Raw genomic sequence first — 15,461 nt, 5'->3', positions numbered from 1 at the left:
ATGGGGCGTGTAAACCTTTACATTGGCCGCTGTAAACCTTTTCATCGTGTGCATTGCGTTCTATACAGCGTAGATGGCGTTGCGATTCATGGACTTATCCGAAGGCCGCACCGCAACATGTCTGGAAACGGGAAATGAGCGAACCGGGCGAGCGGCCGGCGACCATTGAAGACGTAGCGAAACTGGCGGGCGTATCCATCGCGACCGTCAGCAGGGCCTTGCGTTCGCCGGAGAAGGTTGCCGAGAGCACGCGCAAGAAGGTTACGGCTGCCATTGCCCGGACCGGCTACACCGCCAATGCCATGGCGCAGAACCTGCGCATGCAGCGCTCCCAGATGGTGCTGGTTCTGGCATCCTCCATTGCTGATCCCAATTTCGCCGGCATTTTGACAGGGCTGGAAAAGGCGGCAAATGACCGGGGTTACGGTGTTCTGATCGGCAACACGGAAGGCACAACCGGGCTGGAGCAGAATTACCTGCGGTTCCTGTCGACGGGCATGGCCGACGGAGTTGTGCTGCTGACGGGGCATATCCCGGTTGCCGGGCAGCCGCAGACGCCGCTAACCAATCTGCCGCCGATCGTTGCGACGGAGCGTCCGGTCTCCAACCCGGAAATCAGCTATGTCGGAGTGGATGATGTTGCGGCCTCCAAAGTCGCGACCGAATACCTGATCTCGCTCGGGCACCGCAGGATCACTTACATCTCTGGCGGGCCGGCTGACATACGCAGCGATCTGCGCCATTCCGGTTACTTGCAAGGTTTGAAGGAATCGCCCGAGGCATTGCGGGACTGGCGGGTGGAGGGCGACGGCTCCAGCGAGAGCGGGCGGGCCGCCGTTGAGCGGCTGTTCATCAAGGACGATCTGCCGACCGCCTTTTTCTGTTTCAACGACAACACCGCCATCGGCGTGATCTCCGCGCTGCAACTGCGCGGCTACCGCGTGCCGGAGGACTTCTCCGTCCTCGGCTTTGACGACATTCCCTTTGCTAACAATTTTACGCCCGGTCTGACGACAATCCGCCAGCCCCGCCAGCATATCGGCGAAAAAGCCATGACGATCCTTCTGGACCGCCTGGCGAACCGGTCGCTGGAAACACAGACCCATCTGCTCCACGGCGACCTGATCGTGCGCGAGAGCTGCGGTGGTATTTCCCGCAAGCTGAAGTGACGACCTGCAACTGATGAATTTGGTGCGCTCGTTCAGCGCTGCCCTGTTTGAGAAGGGGAAGGGGTGACGATCCACCACGCGGGCACGTTCAAACCAGTTGTTCCGAACGCCAGACGCTGCAGAACATTGCCAACTTTGGCGTTGAGGGCATGTTCAGCCGCGTCAGTGCCTACCCGCCTTGCCAGGTCTTTATGGCCTCGACCGGGTAAACCAGCATCAGCACGTTCAGCGTCAGGTTGTCCTTGATCACCCAGAGCGCCAGCAGTTCAAAGCCTATCCCGACCAGTACCGCGACCCAGACGGGCATGCGCCAGGCGAAGAAGAAGCCGGCGAGCATCCAGAGAATATCGAAGACGGAATTCAGGACGCTGTCGCCGGTGTAGCCGGCCGCGATAGTGGCTTCGCGGTACCGGTCGATGATCCAGGGGCTGTTCTCGATGATTTCCCAGGCCGCCTCGATGAAGATTGCGCCGAGCGCACGCTCCCCGACGGAACTGCGCCTGAAGATCAGCCACAGGAACAGATAGAACAGGAAGCCGTGGATGATATGCGAGGGCGTGTACCAGTCGGCAATATGTTGCGAGGAACCGGCGGTGTCGCTGGCCGGTGTCCACAACAGAACATAGCCGCAATCACAGATCGGGATCCGTCCCATGGCCAGGAGAATGGCCGCTGTGGCTGCGATCATCACCACACCGACGATCAGGCATTTGCGTTTGCTCACGGGGTCTCCTCGGACTGTCGGGGCAGATTGGCGATTCTCTACTGGAAATCTTCAAGAATTCTCTCTATGACCTTCCGCCAACGAAACATCAATCCGTCCGGCTCTGAGTGGAAGGTTGCGCCCCGGTTTTTCCGGCGTGTTCGCGCGGCCCCGCCGGATTTGGGATCAGGAGATCTTCATGACTGGCCTCAACGGCACGGCGCCCTATCAGTCCCGGCGCACCTTTGCGATCATTTCTCACCCGGATGCCGGTAAGACGACCTTGACCGAAAAGCTGCTGCTTTCGGGCGGCGCGATCCGGGCAGCCGGTCAGGTGCGTGCTCGCGGCGAGCGCCGCCGCGCAAGGTCCGACTGGATGAAGATCGAGCAGGAACGCGGCATTTCCGTCTCGTCTTCCGTCATGACGTTCGAGCGCAAGGGCATCGTCTACAATCTGCTCGACACGCCAGGCCACGAGGACTTCTCCGAGGATACCTACCGCACACTGACTGCCGTCGATGCGGCCATCATGGTGATCGACGCCGCCAAAGGTATCGAAACCCAGACCCGCAAACTGTTCGAAGTCTGCCGGTTGCGCGACATTCCGATCATCACGTTCGTCAACAAGATCGACCGTGAAGGCCGTCATGCGCTTGAAATCCTGGACGAGGTGCAGGAAGCCCTTGCTCTCGACGTGTCTCCGCAGACCTGGCCGGTCGGCATGGGCTCGGACTTCTTCGGCGTTTATGACTGGCAGAAGAAGAAGTTTCACACCTCCGCCGGCGAGCGCGGCGGTGCCTATACCCAGACGAAGGACGTTTCCGGTCTAGACGACGAGATCCTGACCGGCACGGTGTTTGACCGGATCATGGATGAACTGACCGAGAACGTCGAACTCGGCGCGGAAGGCTACGCCGAATTCGACAAGGAAAGCTTCCTGGAAGGGCACCTGACGCCGGTGTTCTTCGGCTCGGCGTTGCGTGACTACGGCATCGAGGAAGTGCTCGATTTCATCGCCGACTTCGCTCCGCCGCCGCACTCCCAGCCGGCCACCGGTGGACGCACCATCATGCCGCAGGAAGACAAGGTCACCGGCTTCGTCTTCAAGGTGCAGGCCAACATGGACCCCAAGCACCGCGACCGCATTGCCTTCGTGCGCCTGTGTTCCGGCACCTTCAAGCGCGGCATGAAGCTGAAGCACGTGCGCGCCGACAAGCAGATTGCCGTCTCCGCGCCGATCTTCTTCTTTGCCGAGGAACGCGAAATCGCCGATCTTGCCTATCCGGGCGACGTCATCGGTGTGCCCAACCATGGCCAGTTGCGCGTCGGCGATACCCTCACCGAAGGCGAAAACATTCACGTCACCGGCCTGCCGGCCTTTGCGCCGGAAATCCTGCGCCGCGTGCGCCTGTCCGACACCATGCGCGTCAAGCAGATGCGCCAGGGCCTTCAGGATCTGGCGGAAGAGGGTCTTGTGCAGATCTTCAAGCCGGATCTCGGCTCAAACTGGATTGTTGGCGTGGTCGGCGCACTACAGCTCGATGTTGTGGTGGACCGGCTCAAGGCGGAATACGGAACGGAAATCGGCTTTGAAGCCGTGCCCTATACCACAGCCCGCTGGATCGAAACCGACAGCCAGACCTTGCAGAAGATGCTGGAAGGCCACCGAATGTCGATTGCCAACGATCGGGATGACAAGCCGGTGTTCCTGTTCAAGAACGCCTGGGAGATCGGTCACGTCACCGAAAAATTCCCGGACGTGAAATTCCGGGAAACGCGAGAGATCGTCTACGAGGCGTAACCCGGAATATCCGGCCCGGACGTGTGCTTGGTCTTCGAACGTTTCCTGGCTCCTGCGGTCCGCGGGGCAAGGAAAGGGACGTGCAAAAAAAAGGGCATGGGCCACCCATCTAGTCGTTTCGGAGGACGCCGGGCCGTTTATTCACAAAAGAAACGAATTTGGATTACGTAGAGGCTCTCAGGACAATTGCGCATACAGCAAAGCTTTTTTCATTTAAAAACATTGTAAATTTTTAGGATGAGCGCTTTTGCCATTACGGAATTGTCCAATAGTCTGCTAAGTGTTGATTCTAAATAATTTTTCTTCAGTTGATCGCGCGTGAAGGCTTGTCTAGGATATTTTAGGCTGTCGGAATACTGGTATTTCCTTAGGCAATGCAGCTTAGAGAGCGAACAAGCAAGTGCGATACAAGCCTCCACTCGGGCATCGTTCGCCGCCGCTTCAGAAAGCCAAGGGTGAAGCGCAAGCGGTAGAGATCCGCCGTCTGTCCAAACCTTTCTGGATAACCGTGATCATCAGCGCGGTGAGCCTGTTGGCTTTTGTGTCGTTTCTCTCCTGGATGCTCGATCGCCACTCCATCCGATCGTCGGAAAGTATTTTCACGGCCATGCTTGGCGACCGAGCCGATCATCTGGCAGAGATCACTCTTGAGTATGGCTACTGGAACGAGGCGGTCGACAACCTTGTCGAAACACTGGATCTAGAGTGGGTCCGCGAGACCTTTGTCGACTACATGCAGGACGAACTGCAGATCGAGGGGGTTCATCTGTTCGATGGCAGGAACCAGCCCAAGGTTCATGTCGTTGAAGGCAAGGTTGCCGATGCGGATCTGCATGCCCGCTACGGCCCCTCAATGAGTGTACTGATTGCCGATGCCCGCAGCACGCCGAAGGACAAGCCGCCGGTACCGGCAACGGGTCTGGTTGGAACCATCGAGAAAATATATCTCGCCAGCGCAGTCCTGATGACATCCTACAAGGACAACAATGACACCAACACCGATCACGTCCTGGTTTTCGCGCGGCCGGTCAACGCCTTGATCCTGGCCGAAATGGCTGAGAAATATCACTTGCCTGGGCTAGGTCTTTCAAGTTTCCCGCCGGCCTTCTGGCAGGCCGGCTTCGACATTGAGACCGTCGACAGGCGGCATCTCGGGTTTTTCGTGTGGAACCCCGAACTCGCGGGCTTCCGGATATTGCCTCTGCTCGCCATCGGTGTGCTGGCGGTCTATCTCGGCATGTTCTTTTCGGCGCGCGCGTTCTTCCACCGCGCATCGGAAACGGTCCGGGCTCTTGCTCAAGCCAAGCACCAGGCGGAAAAGGTCAAGGACCTGCTGGCCAACCAGGTCAGAAGCGACCCTCTGACGGGTCTTGGCAACAGGCGGCTGCTTGATGAGAAGCTTGCGCTTTTACAGGACGTCAAGCCGTTGGCGGACGGTCACGCCTTGCTCTACGTCGACCTCGACCGGTTCAAGGACATTAACGACACTTACGGACACGAAACCGGAGATGTCGTGCTGCTCTATGTTGCGGAAGCTTTGACGGGTCTCGCCAACGTGGACGATACGGTTGTCCGTCTGGGCGGAGACGAATTCGTCATTGTGTTCGGCAGGGCGCGGCGGGAGAGGGTGCTTTCAACAAGCCGTGCGATCGTGGAACAGCTCAGCCGTCCGGTCAACCTGGATGGAGCCACCTACACGTTCGGGGCCAGTGTTGGCGTCGCTTTTTCCGACAAGCCATCGGAGCTGCTGCGCAAAGCCGACGTTGCGCTGTATTCGGCAAAACGGCGGGGCAGGGCGCAGGTGGCAGTCTACTCCGCCGACCTCCTGGATTTCCGGAACCTTCCCATTCAATCGGCGGCACAGCCAAGCTGACAAAAAAAGACCGGCCCTAAGGCCGGTCTCTCAGGTCAGGATGCCTTGGCGGAAGGCAACTCTATGTCGATGCCAAGGGTTGTGACATCGCCGGTTCTGTCCATCTCGAGACGTACCGAATCCGGATCAATGTTCACACGCTTCGCAACGACGGCCAGAATGTCTTCCCGCAGACTTGAAATCAGCACCGCGTCGGAACCGTCGTCGGCCCGTTCGTGCGCCAGCAGAATTTGCAGCCGGTTCTTCGCAACCGAGGCACTTTCACCTCTTTTGCCGAAGAGGCTCAGGATGTTCATGCGGCCCTCCCTTTGAAGAATTTGCCGAACAGGCCCTTCTTCTCTTCCGGGATCGTGACAGGGATGTTTTCGCCCAGGAGGCGGCGGACAGCCTCGGTATAAGCCTTCGCAGCCGGTGAGTTCTCGTCCGACAGCGTGATCGGTAGGCCGACGTTGGAGGCCTTCAGGACGTCCTTGCTTTCCGGAACGACGCCGATGAGCGGAACGGACAGAATGTCGACGACGTCGTCGGTCGCCAGCATGTCGCCGGTCTTGGCGCGCTCGGTGTCGTAGCGCGTGATCATCAGGTGCTTCGGCATGCGGCCGCCGTCTTCGGCAATCTTGGTCTTTGCGTCAAGCAGGCCGATGATCCGGTCGCAGTCGCGCACGGACGACACTTCCGGGTTGGATACGATGATCGCCTCATCCGCATGGCGCATGGCCAGCGTCGCGCCGCGCTCGATGCCTGCCGGGCTGTCGCAGATCACCCAGTCGAAATACATCCGCAATTCGCTAATGACGCTGGCAACGCCCTCTTCGGTCAGTGCATCCTTGTCCCGGGTCTGGGAGGCCGGCAGCAGGTAGAGGTTGTTCAGCTTCTTGTCGCGTACCAGCGCCTGTTTGATCGAAGCTTCGCCGCGCACCACGTTGACGAGGTCGAACACGACCCGCCGTTCCGCACCCATGATCAGGTCGAGGTTGCGCAGCCCGACGTCGAAGTCGATGGCGCAGACCTGGTAGCCTTCTTTGGCAAGCGCCGAGGCGATGGCTGCGGTGGTGGTGGTTTTGCCCACGCCGCCCTTGCCTGACGTGACCACAACGACAGTAGCGTTGCTCATGGTGTTCGTCCTGTTTTTGTTGTCAGACCGGCCGCGCTCGGCTGCCGGTTCTGTGGTTAGTTCAGCTCTTCAAAGACGAGGGTTTCGTTTTCGAAGCGTATCTGCGCAGGTGCGTTGCGCAGGGCGGTATCGAAATCGTCCGCTACCTTGTAGAGCCCGTTGATGGAAACCAGCTCCGCATCCAGCTTGGAGCAGAAGATGCGGGCACTGTCTTTCCCAGAGACACCGGCCAATGCACGCCCGCGCAGAGCGCCATAGACGTGTATCGAACCGCCGGCGATGATTTCAGCGCCGGAACTGACCGAGCCGATCACCGTCACGTCGCCTTCCGGATGCAGAATGCTCTGACCCGAGCGCACCGGTTCGGTAATCACGATGGAGGACCCGCTCGCAATGCTTGCGGGCGAGGCTTCCCATGCATCTGTTTCAGGCGCGCTGTCGCCATTGGCCTTGCTGGTCTTGGCCTTTGCAGTGCTGGATGCCTTCTTGGCCTTGCCGGAAGCACCTTTCGTGGCACTGTCAGCGTCGCTGGCGTCCGCCTGTTTTGCTTCAGGGCCATCGCTGGCCTCAGCCGGAGCGTTCGCAGGTGTCGGCACGTCCACATCGGACGCCAGGCGGCCACCGGAAAAGCTTGGCGGCATGCCAGGCTTCAGCCGTGTACCGGCGACACCGTCGATGCCCATGACGCGGATCGAGCGGTCGCCAAGCTGCGCAAGAAGCTGCTCAAGCTCCTCGATCGGTATCTTGGTGCCCCGAACATCCAGAATGATGGGCCGGTCGATAAAGAAACCCGGCGAGCGTTCGATGATCCTGTCGATTTCACGGAACCAGTCCGCAAAGGGCGGCTCCGGGCTCAGAACGATGGCAATGAAGGATTTTCCCTTGAACTTCATCAAAGAGTCCGGCGGCACAATTGGTCAGGTTGATTTGGTTCGGTAAACCTATCATTAACCGAACCGGACAATCGGGCAGGCAGCCGTTTTCCACCGATATCAATTTTCATCAGATATTTCAGATAATTGGCTCTTCCACCAAGTCTCTGGCACAGACGCCGGAGGCCCTACCTGCCAAAAATGCCAAGAGAACCGCCAAGAATCGCAACATTGCGGCCGGAGGCGCCTGCTTTGCCGGCGCATTGGTTAACTCAATTCCCGTAAAAAACTGGATTTTTGCCATATTGCAGTGCAAAATAGAGGATCTGGTGTTTGGGGCGCAGAGCGTCTTGGGGAAAAGAATGAGTAACTTCAGTGATATGATGACATATCTCGGTCTCGATACGAGTGAGGCTGCGATGGTGCTCAATGTATCTGAAGATGAAATTCTTCGCTGGTGCAATACGAGCGAAGCACCGCCTATCCACATCTGGCAGGGCCTCGTGCGCATGCTCGATGAAATCCGGCTGTCTGCCGAAGAAGCCGCCAAATCAGCTGATCTCGACCATCTGGATGCAACGGATCTCAATCGCATCAATCTGATGGTGCCCGGCGGCACCACGTCGGATCTGGCGGGCCCGAAACGTGCGGCAACCGCGCTCGCCGTGGCGACATTGGCCCGGGTCTTCGTCTGACGTGAAGCGGTAATCGGGGACCGCTGGGGCCTTGCTCAGGCAGGCTCGGTCAGCTTCACGCCGATCTTGCCGGCCAGCGCTTCGGCATCCACCGGCTTGGGCAGTTTCGAAAAACGCTCGGCATATCGGTCTGAAAACGGATCGTCGCTTGGCAGATGCCCCGAAACGGCAACGACCCGGCAATCTGCGTGCGCTTCAAGAGCCTGCCCTGCAAGATCCCAGCCCGAATGCCCATTGTCGAGCTGCAGATCCGTCACCACGACCGAATAGGGCATGTCTGTGCTGATCCTGGCACTTGCACTCTCGAAGCAATGCTCCGTCGTCACACTGTATCCGAACCTTGCCATCAGGTCCGAAATCGCCGCCGCCGACCGCCGGTCGTCATCGACCACCAGCGCTTGCCGGATACCATTGCTGGCAACGGTTTCGGAAGAACGAGGGATTTTCTCGCCGGATTGCCGGGGAAAGGTCAACGTCACGCAGGTTCCGTGGCCGGGCTGCGACGCAATGTGGATGGTGCCGCCTGACTGATGCACGAACCCGTGCACCATGGACAGGCCCAGACCAGTGCCTTCGCCGTTTGCGCGCGCACTGAAGAACGGCTCTGCAGCCTGGCGCAACGTGTCCGCATCCATCCCGCAGCCATCGTCCTTCACCGACAGCGATATCGTCCCGTCTGCCTGTTGCGTAACGGCGATTTCGATGTATCCTTCCTCTTCAATGGCCTGTCCGGCGTTGACGCACAGGTTCAAGATGGCGCTTTCCAATTGGCCGGGGTCGATCCGTGCATACATCGGGCCTTCGTCGCACCTGATCGACAGTGTTACGGTTTCGGGCAGGGCCATCGACAACAGGTCTTCCATGCCTTCCGCGATCACGGCGATATCGGTTTCGATAGGGGCAAGGTGCTGTTTGCGGGCGAAGGCCAGAAGCCGTTCGATCAGGGAAACACCCAGTTCGACCGCATCATTGATCCTTGCCTTCATCACCGAGGCCTTGGGCGTAAGCTCGCCCTCCAGCATGTGAAGATTGCCGGAGATCGTGGACAGGATGTTGCCGAAGTCGTGGGCGACTTCGCCCGTCACCTTGCCGAGACTTTCCACCCGCCGGATTTCCTCCAGCCGCTCGTCGATCCGCTTGCGCTCCGTCGTTTCGGAAAACAGCCATACGGATCCGCCGTCGGGCAATGCCGACTGGCGCACTTCCAGGACTCGGCCGGTGGGGTCGGCGTATTCGCCAAACCCGGCCCTGTCGTTTTCGTTGGCCCGGCGTTCGAACGGTGACCTTTCCAGAAGCTCCGGCAGCGTCATGCGCTTGCCGCGTCCTGCTTTTTCCAGACGCAGCAATTCCCGCACGCGGTCGTTTTCGGCGAGGATCTGCCCGGTCGGCGAAAGCACCGCAACGCCGTCACTGATATTCTGGAAAACGGTGATGAAAAGCTCGTTGCGGCGCCAGACTTCCCGGGTTTTCCGTTCCAGCCGCAGGGCATTGGACCGGAACTTGCGGAACGCCTCGGACAACTGCCCGATCTCGTCCGACGCGCTTGCCTTCTTGGGCAGCCGTGCCTTCAGGTCTCCCGCCGCCAGCCGCCGCATGACAGCGGTGATCTGGTGCAGGTTGCGCACCACATAGCGGGAGACAAACAGGGTGGAGCCGATGGCGACAACCAGACTGATGACGGTCAGGACCAGAATGACGGCCTTTGCAAAGGTAATGCTGGTTGTTGTCTTGTCGCGTGAATCGCGAAGCCTCAGCTTTGTGTCCGTGACCTTCTGCAGGGCGTAGGCGTTGACCTGCGCAAGCTCGGTGCGAATGCGGAAGAGTGCGTTTTCGGCATCAAGCTTGGCTGCGAGGCTGGAATAGCGCAGCGAGAACAGGTCACCGCGCCGCATCACTGCCTCGTCGACCTCTGCCAGGGCCGCGCGGACAGGGGCGGTGGCAGAGGCTGCAATGTCCTGACGGATGCGCCGGAAACTGCTTTGCTGCTCCCCCACCTTGATCAGCTCCTGACTGCGCAGCGCGCCAATGGCGGCCATGACCAGTTGCTGCAAGGCAGACCAGTTCTGGCGGTCCTCCGGCGACTGGCCCCGCGACTGCGCCAGCCTGCGGAAGCGTTTTTGCAGGCGTTCCAGATCCTGGTCGATCAGTGCGAGTTCTGCTGCGGTTCTGCTTTGCGGAACCATTGCGCGGGCAAGATCGTTGATCGCCACCCGGATACGGGCAAGAGGCCTTACGAGATCAGGATCGCCGCCACCCAAAGATTCGATGTGATCGAGCGTTGCGAGAATGCGTTCAGCTTCGCTTTCAAGCTGGAAGCTCGGGCTGAGCGTCATCAGAAAAGGCGCAGAGGCGGCCAGTTTCGATGCGTTGCCGGAAAGCTCCAGAGCGTCGGAAACGTCGCTCAAGGTCTGGTCGTGAAAGGTACCGAGCCGCTCTTCGGCGCTGTTGAGCGTGATGAGAGCAATGGCCCCGACCACCATGACCACGACAAGAAGCAGACCGATGGACGCAAGCAGCAGCGAGCGGATGCTGGGCTGGCGGAGCCGGGACGTGCTCATGGTCCGTCCGCCTGAAGGACGAAGATGTATCCCTGCGCCCGGCGGGTTTGCAGATGAACGGGTTTGGAGGGGACATTCTCGATCTTGCGGCGCAGCCTCAGGATCAGGACATCGATTGTCCGGTCGACATAGCGCTGCATGTCGCTGCCGATCTCGCGCATCAGGTCCGTGCGGGGAATGATCCGATCCGGGTTCTTCACGAAATATTCCAGCAGGACATATTCCGCGTTGGTCAGCGGGATCTCGTCGCCATTTTCGTCAAGCAGTTCCCGGCGTTTCAGGTTCACCCTCTTGTCGCCGAAGATGATTTCCTGATCCTTGCCGGCTTTTGCGGCCGAAACGCCATGCCCGTAGCGTCGCAGAACTGCGCGGATGCGGGCGACGAGTTCGCGCGGATTGAACGGCTTCATCAGATAGTCGTCGGCGCCTGTCTCAAGGCCGATGATCTTGTCGATCTCGTCGCCGACACCGGTCAGCATGACGATGGGAAGCTCGCTGGTCTCGCGGATGTGAATGGCAAGGGAAAGACCCGATTCTCCCTTGAGGCGCAGGTCTATCAGGGCGAGGTCGAAGTCCTGGAGGCTGCCGGCGGCCTTGAAGCCGTTACTGTCCTGAAACGCAATCGGTTCGAACCCGCTTGCCTCCATCAGTGCAGACAGAGTATCGCGCACGTCCGCGTCGTCATCAATGATGGCAATCACCGGTCTTGTCGCGCTTGCATCCATGCTGTCGCTCTCTTGCACCTTCATGAGCTGTCTAACACAAGCACCGGGTGGCAAGGCCAGAATCTCGTTACAAATGTTTCACCCGCCTACGCGCGGTTGTAACACTGTTAACAAAACAGGCCTGCCCTACAGCTTCTGTTAACACTTCACAGCTCGTTTTCCTGCGTCTTCTCCCGCTAGGCTCAGGTGGATCTTTCAAGGGTCTTGCAGTGCGATGCGCTGCGAGGCAGGAACGATCTGTAATGGGAGGAAAATATGAGAAATTTGCTGGCCCGGCTCGGTTCCGTGGCTTTTGTGACCGGTTTTGCCGTTTCGTCCGCTTATGCAGCTGAATGCGCGAACCAGGGTGCGCTCGACAGCATCTATTGCGATGCCGATGGCGATCTCGTCGCCGACGCGCCGTCCGATCCGGCCAAACTGAGCAACCCGGACACGCTGGTCTTTGCCTATACGCCGGTTGAAGATCCGGCTGTTTACGCCGACATCTGGGCACCTTTCATCGAGCATCTGGAAACCGTCACCGGCAAGGACGTGCAGTTTTTCGCCGTGCAGTCGAATTCGGCTGAAGTGGAAGCCATGCGGTCTGGCCGTCTGCATATCGCAGGCTTCTCGACCGGTCCGACGCCTTTTGCTGTCAATCTCGCCGGTGCCGTTCCGTTTGCCATCATGGGCGGCGAAGACGGTCAGTTCGGCTATCGCCTTCAGATCTATACCCAGGCCGACAGCGACATCAAAACGCCTGCCGACATGAAGGGCAAGCGCATCGCGCACACGTCGCCGACATCCAACTCCGGCAACCAGGCACCGCGCGCCCTGTTCCCGGCCCTCGGCGTGGTTCCGGACCAGGACTATGAAGTCATCTATTCCGGATCTCACGACCAGTCGATGCTGGGCGTGGTAGCCGGCGACTATGACGCTGCACCAGTCGCCTCCGAAGTTGTTGACCGCATGGCGGAACGCGGCCTCTACGATCCTGCGGAAGTGCGCGTCGTCTGGGAAAGCGATCCGTTCCCGACAACCTCTTTCAACTACGCACACGACCTGGATCCGGCCCTGGTTGAAAAAATCAAGGAAGCGTTCTTCAGCTTCGACTTCAAGGGCAACAAGCTGGGTGAGGAATTCGAGGGCGTAAGCAAGTTCGTCCCAATCACCTACAAGGATCAGTGGGCCGTCATCCGGCAGATCCAGTCCAGCAACGGTGTTGAATACACGCCGCAAGGTCTTGCCAAGTAAGACAACTGGCTTTGACGGCCCGCCGTGAGACAGCTCCGGCGGGCCGCTTCAATCGGGGTAAAATATGCTAAAGATAACAAGCCTTGTGAAGCGTTACGGGGCCGGGGATCCTGTGCTCAAAGACCTGGATCTTGAAGTGCCCGGTGAAGAGGTCGTCTCCGTGATCGGCTCTTCGGGTGCGGGCAAAAGCACGCTGCTTCGCTGCATCAACCGCCTGGTCGAACCGACCTCGGGCAAGATCTTCCTGAACGGTACCGACTTCACCAGCCTGGGCAAGCGCGAGCTGCGCGTCGGCCGCCGCCGCATCGGCATGGTGTTCCAGAGTTTCAATCTGGTCGACCGCCTGACCGTCATGGAAAACGTACAGAGCGGGCGTCTCGGCTACATCTCGACCTGGGCCGCACTGTCACGGCGTTACCCGAAGGAAGACATCCGCCGGGCCTACGAGCTGATGGAGCGGGTCGGGATTGCCCATTACGCCAACAAGCGCGCGGATGAACTGTCCGGCGGCGAACGCCAGCGCGTCGGTGTGATCCGGGCCCTGATGCAGCAGCCGGAAATCCTTCTTGCCGACGAACCGACAGCCTCTCTCGACCCGAAAACCTCCGAACAGATCATGACCCTGCTTCGGGACCTTGCGCGCGAACTGAAGCTTCCGGTGATCATCAACATCCACAACGTCAATGAAGCCAAGGAATTCAGCGACCGTATCGTCGGCATGCGCTATGGACGCATCATCTTCGATGATCTGCCGGATGCTCTGACAAAGGATGCGATGCACGAGATCTATGCCGGTGTTCCGCATGAGGACCGGCAGATGGAAGGCGCTGCGGCATGAGTACGGCGAGGGACACCTGGCGCAAGCAGCCCTTCATCGCCAACCCGGTTTTGCGCTATGGCCTTTATGCCGCGATCGCGGTCTATGTCGTGACCACCGTTGCGACGCTGCCGATCGACTGGGACCGCATCGCGCAAGGTCTGAGCCGGGCAGGGCGGATCTTCGGCGGGGCTTTTCCACCCAGCTTCCAGCGCAGTGAATTGCTCATCGACGGGTTTATGGAAAGCCTGAAGATCGCAATTCTCGCAACCGTCGGCGGCGTTCTGCTGTCCATCCCGATCGCCTTCATGGCGGCCAGGAACATCGCTCCGCTGCCGATCTATTACTTCGGCCGGGCGGTCATCATCATCGCACGCAGCTTCCATCCGGTGATCGTTGCCATCATCTTCGTGAAGGCCGTCGGATTCGGTCCGTTTGCGGGCATCCTGACGCTGATAGTCTATTCCATCGGCTTTGTTGCCAAGCTGCTGGCCGAAAAGATCGAGGAAATCGATCCGGGCCCCGTCGAAGCCATGAAGGCAGCCGGTGCCCCGTTCCTGTCGACACTGGTCTATGCGGTTTTTCCGCAGATCATGCAGCGCCAGATCGGCCTCGGCATCTACCAGCTCGACAGTAACCTGAGAGCCTCGGCGGTCGTCGGTATCGTCGGCGCGGGCGGGATCGGTGCCACCCTGGCCAATGCCTTCGGACGCTACGATTACGACTTCGCCCTGGCCATCACGATGGTCATCGTCGGTGTCATCCTGATTTCCGAAGCCGTCAGCGGTGCCATCAGAAAGCGGATCGCATAATGGAACAGGTACAGCTTCAAGACTGGGCACGCTACACGCCGGCCCAGCGGTTTCAGCGCTACGGCTACTTTGCCCTGACCGCTTTCGTCGTCGCCTGGGCACTGGGCAGCGTCAACATCATCTGGGCCTGGGTGTGGGATGCACCAACCCAGATGGGCGATCTCTTCAGCCGAATGGTGCCGCCCGATCCGACCCATCTCGATCAGATCCTGAGCGCGTTGTGGGAAACGGTGAACCTGGCCACCATCGCCACGGCAATGGCCGTCGTGCTGGCTCTGCCGGTGGCCTATATCGCCGCGCAGAACACCACGCCGAACGCGCTGACGCTCTGGCTCGGCCGGTTCATCCTGGTCTCCTCGCGGTCGGTCAACACGATCATCTGGGCCCTGCTGTTCGTGGCAATCTTCGGCCCCGGTGTTGTTGCCGGTATCGTCGCCATCATGTTCCGCTCCATCGGCTTCCTGGGCAAGCTGCTGGGCGAGGCCATCGAGGAAATCGATCCGAAACCCGTCGAAGCGCTGAAGGCATGCGGCGCGAGCCATTTCAAGGTGGTGCTCTATGCCATCGTGCCACAGGTCATGCCGACCTTCTTTGCGGTGGCGATCCTGCGCTGGGACATCAACCTGCGGGAATCCACGGTTCTCGGCCTGGTCGGTGCGGGCGGCATTGGTGTGATCCTGCAAGGGGCCATCGACACCTTCAACTGGCAGGAAGTCTCCACCGTGCTCCTGGCCATCATTGCCCTGGTGGTGATGGGCGAGGTCGTATCATCCTACCTGCGGCGCAAGATCCTCTGAAACGCGCCAGAACCGGTTGACCGGATTGAAAGCCTGTCTGACAGACTGAAAACGATGGAGCGGCAGGGAGAAATCTCTGTCGCTCCATTTGCTTTGTGGAAACTCCTGGTCATTCTGTCCGAAATCCAGCCGAAACGAAGGCGCCTTTCTTGAACTTTTCTTCGTTTCAGCGATGATCGAAGCAAGAGACTGCCACCAACCGCTGATTTGCCGCCACCGCTCGGCTGACGAAAACATGCGTCATGCCTGAAACCTCGCCCCGCATCTGACTGGTTTCCGCGGGCGGCCACCA

Annotated in this window: 14 protein-coding genes; 8 read left to right on the top strand and 6 right to left on the bottom strand. The window is 59.5% G+C overall.

Features of this window, described 5'->3' with window-relative positions:
* Positions 1 to 134 precede the first annotated feature (134 nt).
* Entirely contained in the window at positions 135 to 1,169 is a 1,035-nt protein-coding gene (locus V1T76_RS00455; RefSeq protein ID WP_330558667.1) for a LacI family DNA-binding transcriptional regulator, read from the top strand.
* A 169-nt stretch (positions 1,170 to 1,338) separates the two neighbouring features.
* On the opposite strand, the gene V1T76_RS00450 is transcribed toward V1T76_RS00455, so the two are convergent.
* Positions 1,339 to 1,893, bottom strand: coding sequence for a DUF2585 domain-containing protein (locus tag V1T76_RS00450; RefSeq protein ID WP_330558666.1), 555 nt, complete (start codon positions 1,891 to 1,893; stop codon positions 1,339 to 1,341).
* Positions 1,894 to 2,071: 178 nt separating this feature from the next.
* Between V1T76_RS00450 and V1T76_RS00445 the strand changes: the two genes are divergently transcribed.
* On the top strand, positions 2,072 to 3,673 hold the full coding sequence (locus tag V1T76_RS00445; RefSeq protein WP_330558664.1) for a peptide chain release factor 3: 1,602 nt from the start codon (positions 2,072 to 2,074) through the stop codon (positions 3,671 to 3,673).
* Positions 3,674 to 4,073: 400 nt separating this feature from the next.
* The gene (locus V1T76_RS00440) at positions 4,074 to 5,546 is read left to right on the top strand and encodes a sensor domain-containing diguanylate cyclase (protein ID WP_330558663.1); all 1,473 of its coding nucleotides are present in this window, start codon (positions 4,074 to 4,076) and stop codon (positions 5,544 to 5,546) included.
* A gap of 35 nt (positions 5,547 to 5,581) precedes the next feature.
* On the opposite strand, the gene minE is transcribed toward V1T76_RS00440, so the two are convergent.
* The 3 genes from minE to minC are packed head-to-tail and all read right to left on the bottom strand — an operon-like array spanning position 5,582 to position 7,553.
* On the bottom strand, positions 5,582 to 5,842 hold the full coding sequence (gene minE / locus V1T76_RS00435; protein ID WP_148584665.1) for a cell division topological specificity factor MinE: 261 nt from the start codon (positions 5,840 to 5,842) through the stop codon (positions 5,582 to 5,584).
* Positions 5,839 to 6,660 (bottom strand): septum site-determining protein MinD, encoded by an 822-nt coding sequence (gene minD, locus V1T76_RS00430; protein WP_006939389.1) that lies wholly within the window; start codon positions 6,658 to 6,660, stop codon positions 5,839 to 5,841. The genes minE and minD overlap by 4 nt, the downstream gene beginning before the upstream one ends.
* A gap of 56 nt (positions 6,661 to 6,716) precedes the next feature.
* Entirely contained in the window at positions 6,717 to 7,553 is an 837-nt protein-coding gene (minC, locus tag V1T76_RS00425; protein ID WP_330558662.1) for a septum site-determining protein MinC, read from the bottom strand.
* Between the two features lie 20 nt (positions 7,554 to 7,573).
* On the opposite strand from minC, the gene V1T76_RS00420 reads away from it, so the two are divergent.
* Positions 7,574 to 8,227 (top strand): hypothetical protein, encoded by a 654-nt coding sequence (locus tag V1T76_RS00420; RefSeq protein WP_330558661.1) that lies wholly within the window; start codon positions 7,574 to 7,576, stop codon positions 8,225 to 8,227.
* A gap of 35 nt (positions 8,228 to 8,262) precedes the next feature.
* Here V1T76_RS00420 and V1T76_RS00415 read toward each other — a convergent pair whose 3' ends face one another.
* The gene (locus V1T76_RS00415) at positions 8,263 to 10,785 is read right to left on the bottom strand and encodes an ATP-binding protein (RefSeq protein WP_330558660.1); all 2,523 of its coding nucleotides are present in this window, start codon (positions 10,783 to 10,785) and stop codon (positions 8,263 to 8,265) included.
* The gene (locus tag V1T76_RS00410) at positions 10,782 to 11,534 is read right to left on the bottom strand and encodes a response regulator (RefSeq protein WP_330558659.1); all 753 of its coding nucleotides are present in this window, start codon (positions 11,532 to 11,534) and stop codon (positions 10,782 to 10,784) included. The genes V1T76_RS00415 and V1T76_RS00410 overlap by 4 nt, the downstream gene beginning before the upstream one ends.
* A gap of 231 nt (positions 11,535 to 11,765) precedes the next feature.
* Here V1T76_RS00410 and phnD point away from each other — a divergent pair, with 231 nt between their 5' ends.
* The 4 genes from phnD (at position 11,766) to phnE (V1T76_RS00390) (ending at position 15,169) form a co-directional block, all read left to right on the top strand.
* Positions 11,766 to 12,743, top strand: coding sequence for a phosphate/phosphite/phosphonate ABC transporter substrate-binding protein (gene phnD, locus V1T76_RS00405; protein ID WP_330558658.1), 978 nt, complete (start codon positions 11,766 to 11,768; stop codon positions 12,741 to 12,743).
* 64 nt (positions 12,744 to 12,807) lie between these two features.
* Positions 12,808 to 13,581: a phosphonate ABC transporter ATP-binding protein gene (gene phnC / locus V1T76_RS00400; protein WP_006939395.1), complete on the top strand. Its 774-nt coding sequence runs from the start codon at positions 12,808 to 12,810 to the stop codon at positions 13,579 to 13,581.
* Positions 13,578 to 14,372 carry a phosphonate ABC transporter, permease protein PhnE gene (gene phnE, locus V1T76_RS00395; RefSeq protein ID WP_330558657.1) on the top strand — a complete coding sequence of 265 codons (795 nt, stop codon included), beginning with the start codon at positions 13,578 to 13,580 and terminating at the stop codon, positions 14,370 to 14,372. Before phnC ends, phnE (V1T76_RS00395) begins: the two co-directional genes overlap by 4 nt.
* Positions 14,372 to 15,169, top strand: a complete 798-nt coding sequence (gene phnE, locus V1T76_RS00390; protein ID WP_330558656.1) for a phosphonate ABC transporter, permease protein PhnE — start codon at positions 14,372 to 14,374, stop codon at positions 15,167 to 15,169. The genes phnE (V1T76_RS00395) and phnE (V1T76_RS00390) overlap by 1 nt, the downstream gene beginning before the upstream one ends.
* Positions 15,170 to 15,461 lie beyond the last annotated feature (292 nt).

Origin of the sequence: Roseibium sp. FZY0029 (assembly GCF_036350355.1) — a bacterium.
In the GTDB taxonomy this organism is placed as follows: Bacteria; Pseudomonadota; Alphaproteobacteria; order Rhizobiales; family Stappiaceae; genus Roseibium.
Note: the sequence above shows the minus strand (reverse complement) of the source record. Positions and strands in the feature narration are given on the sequence as shown.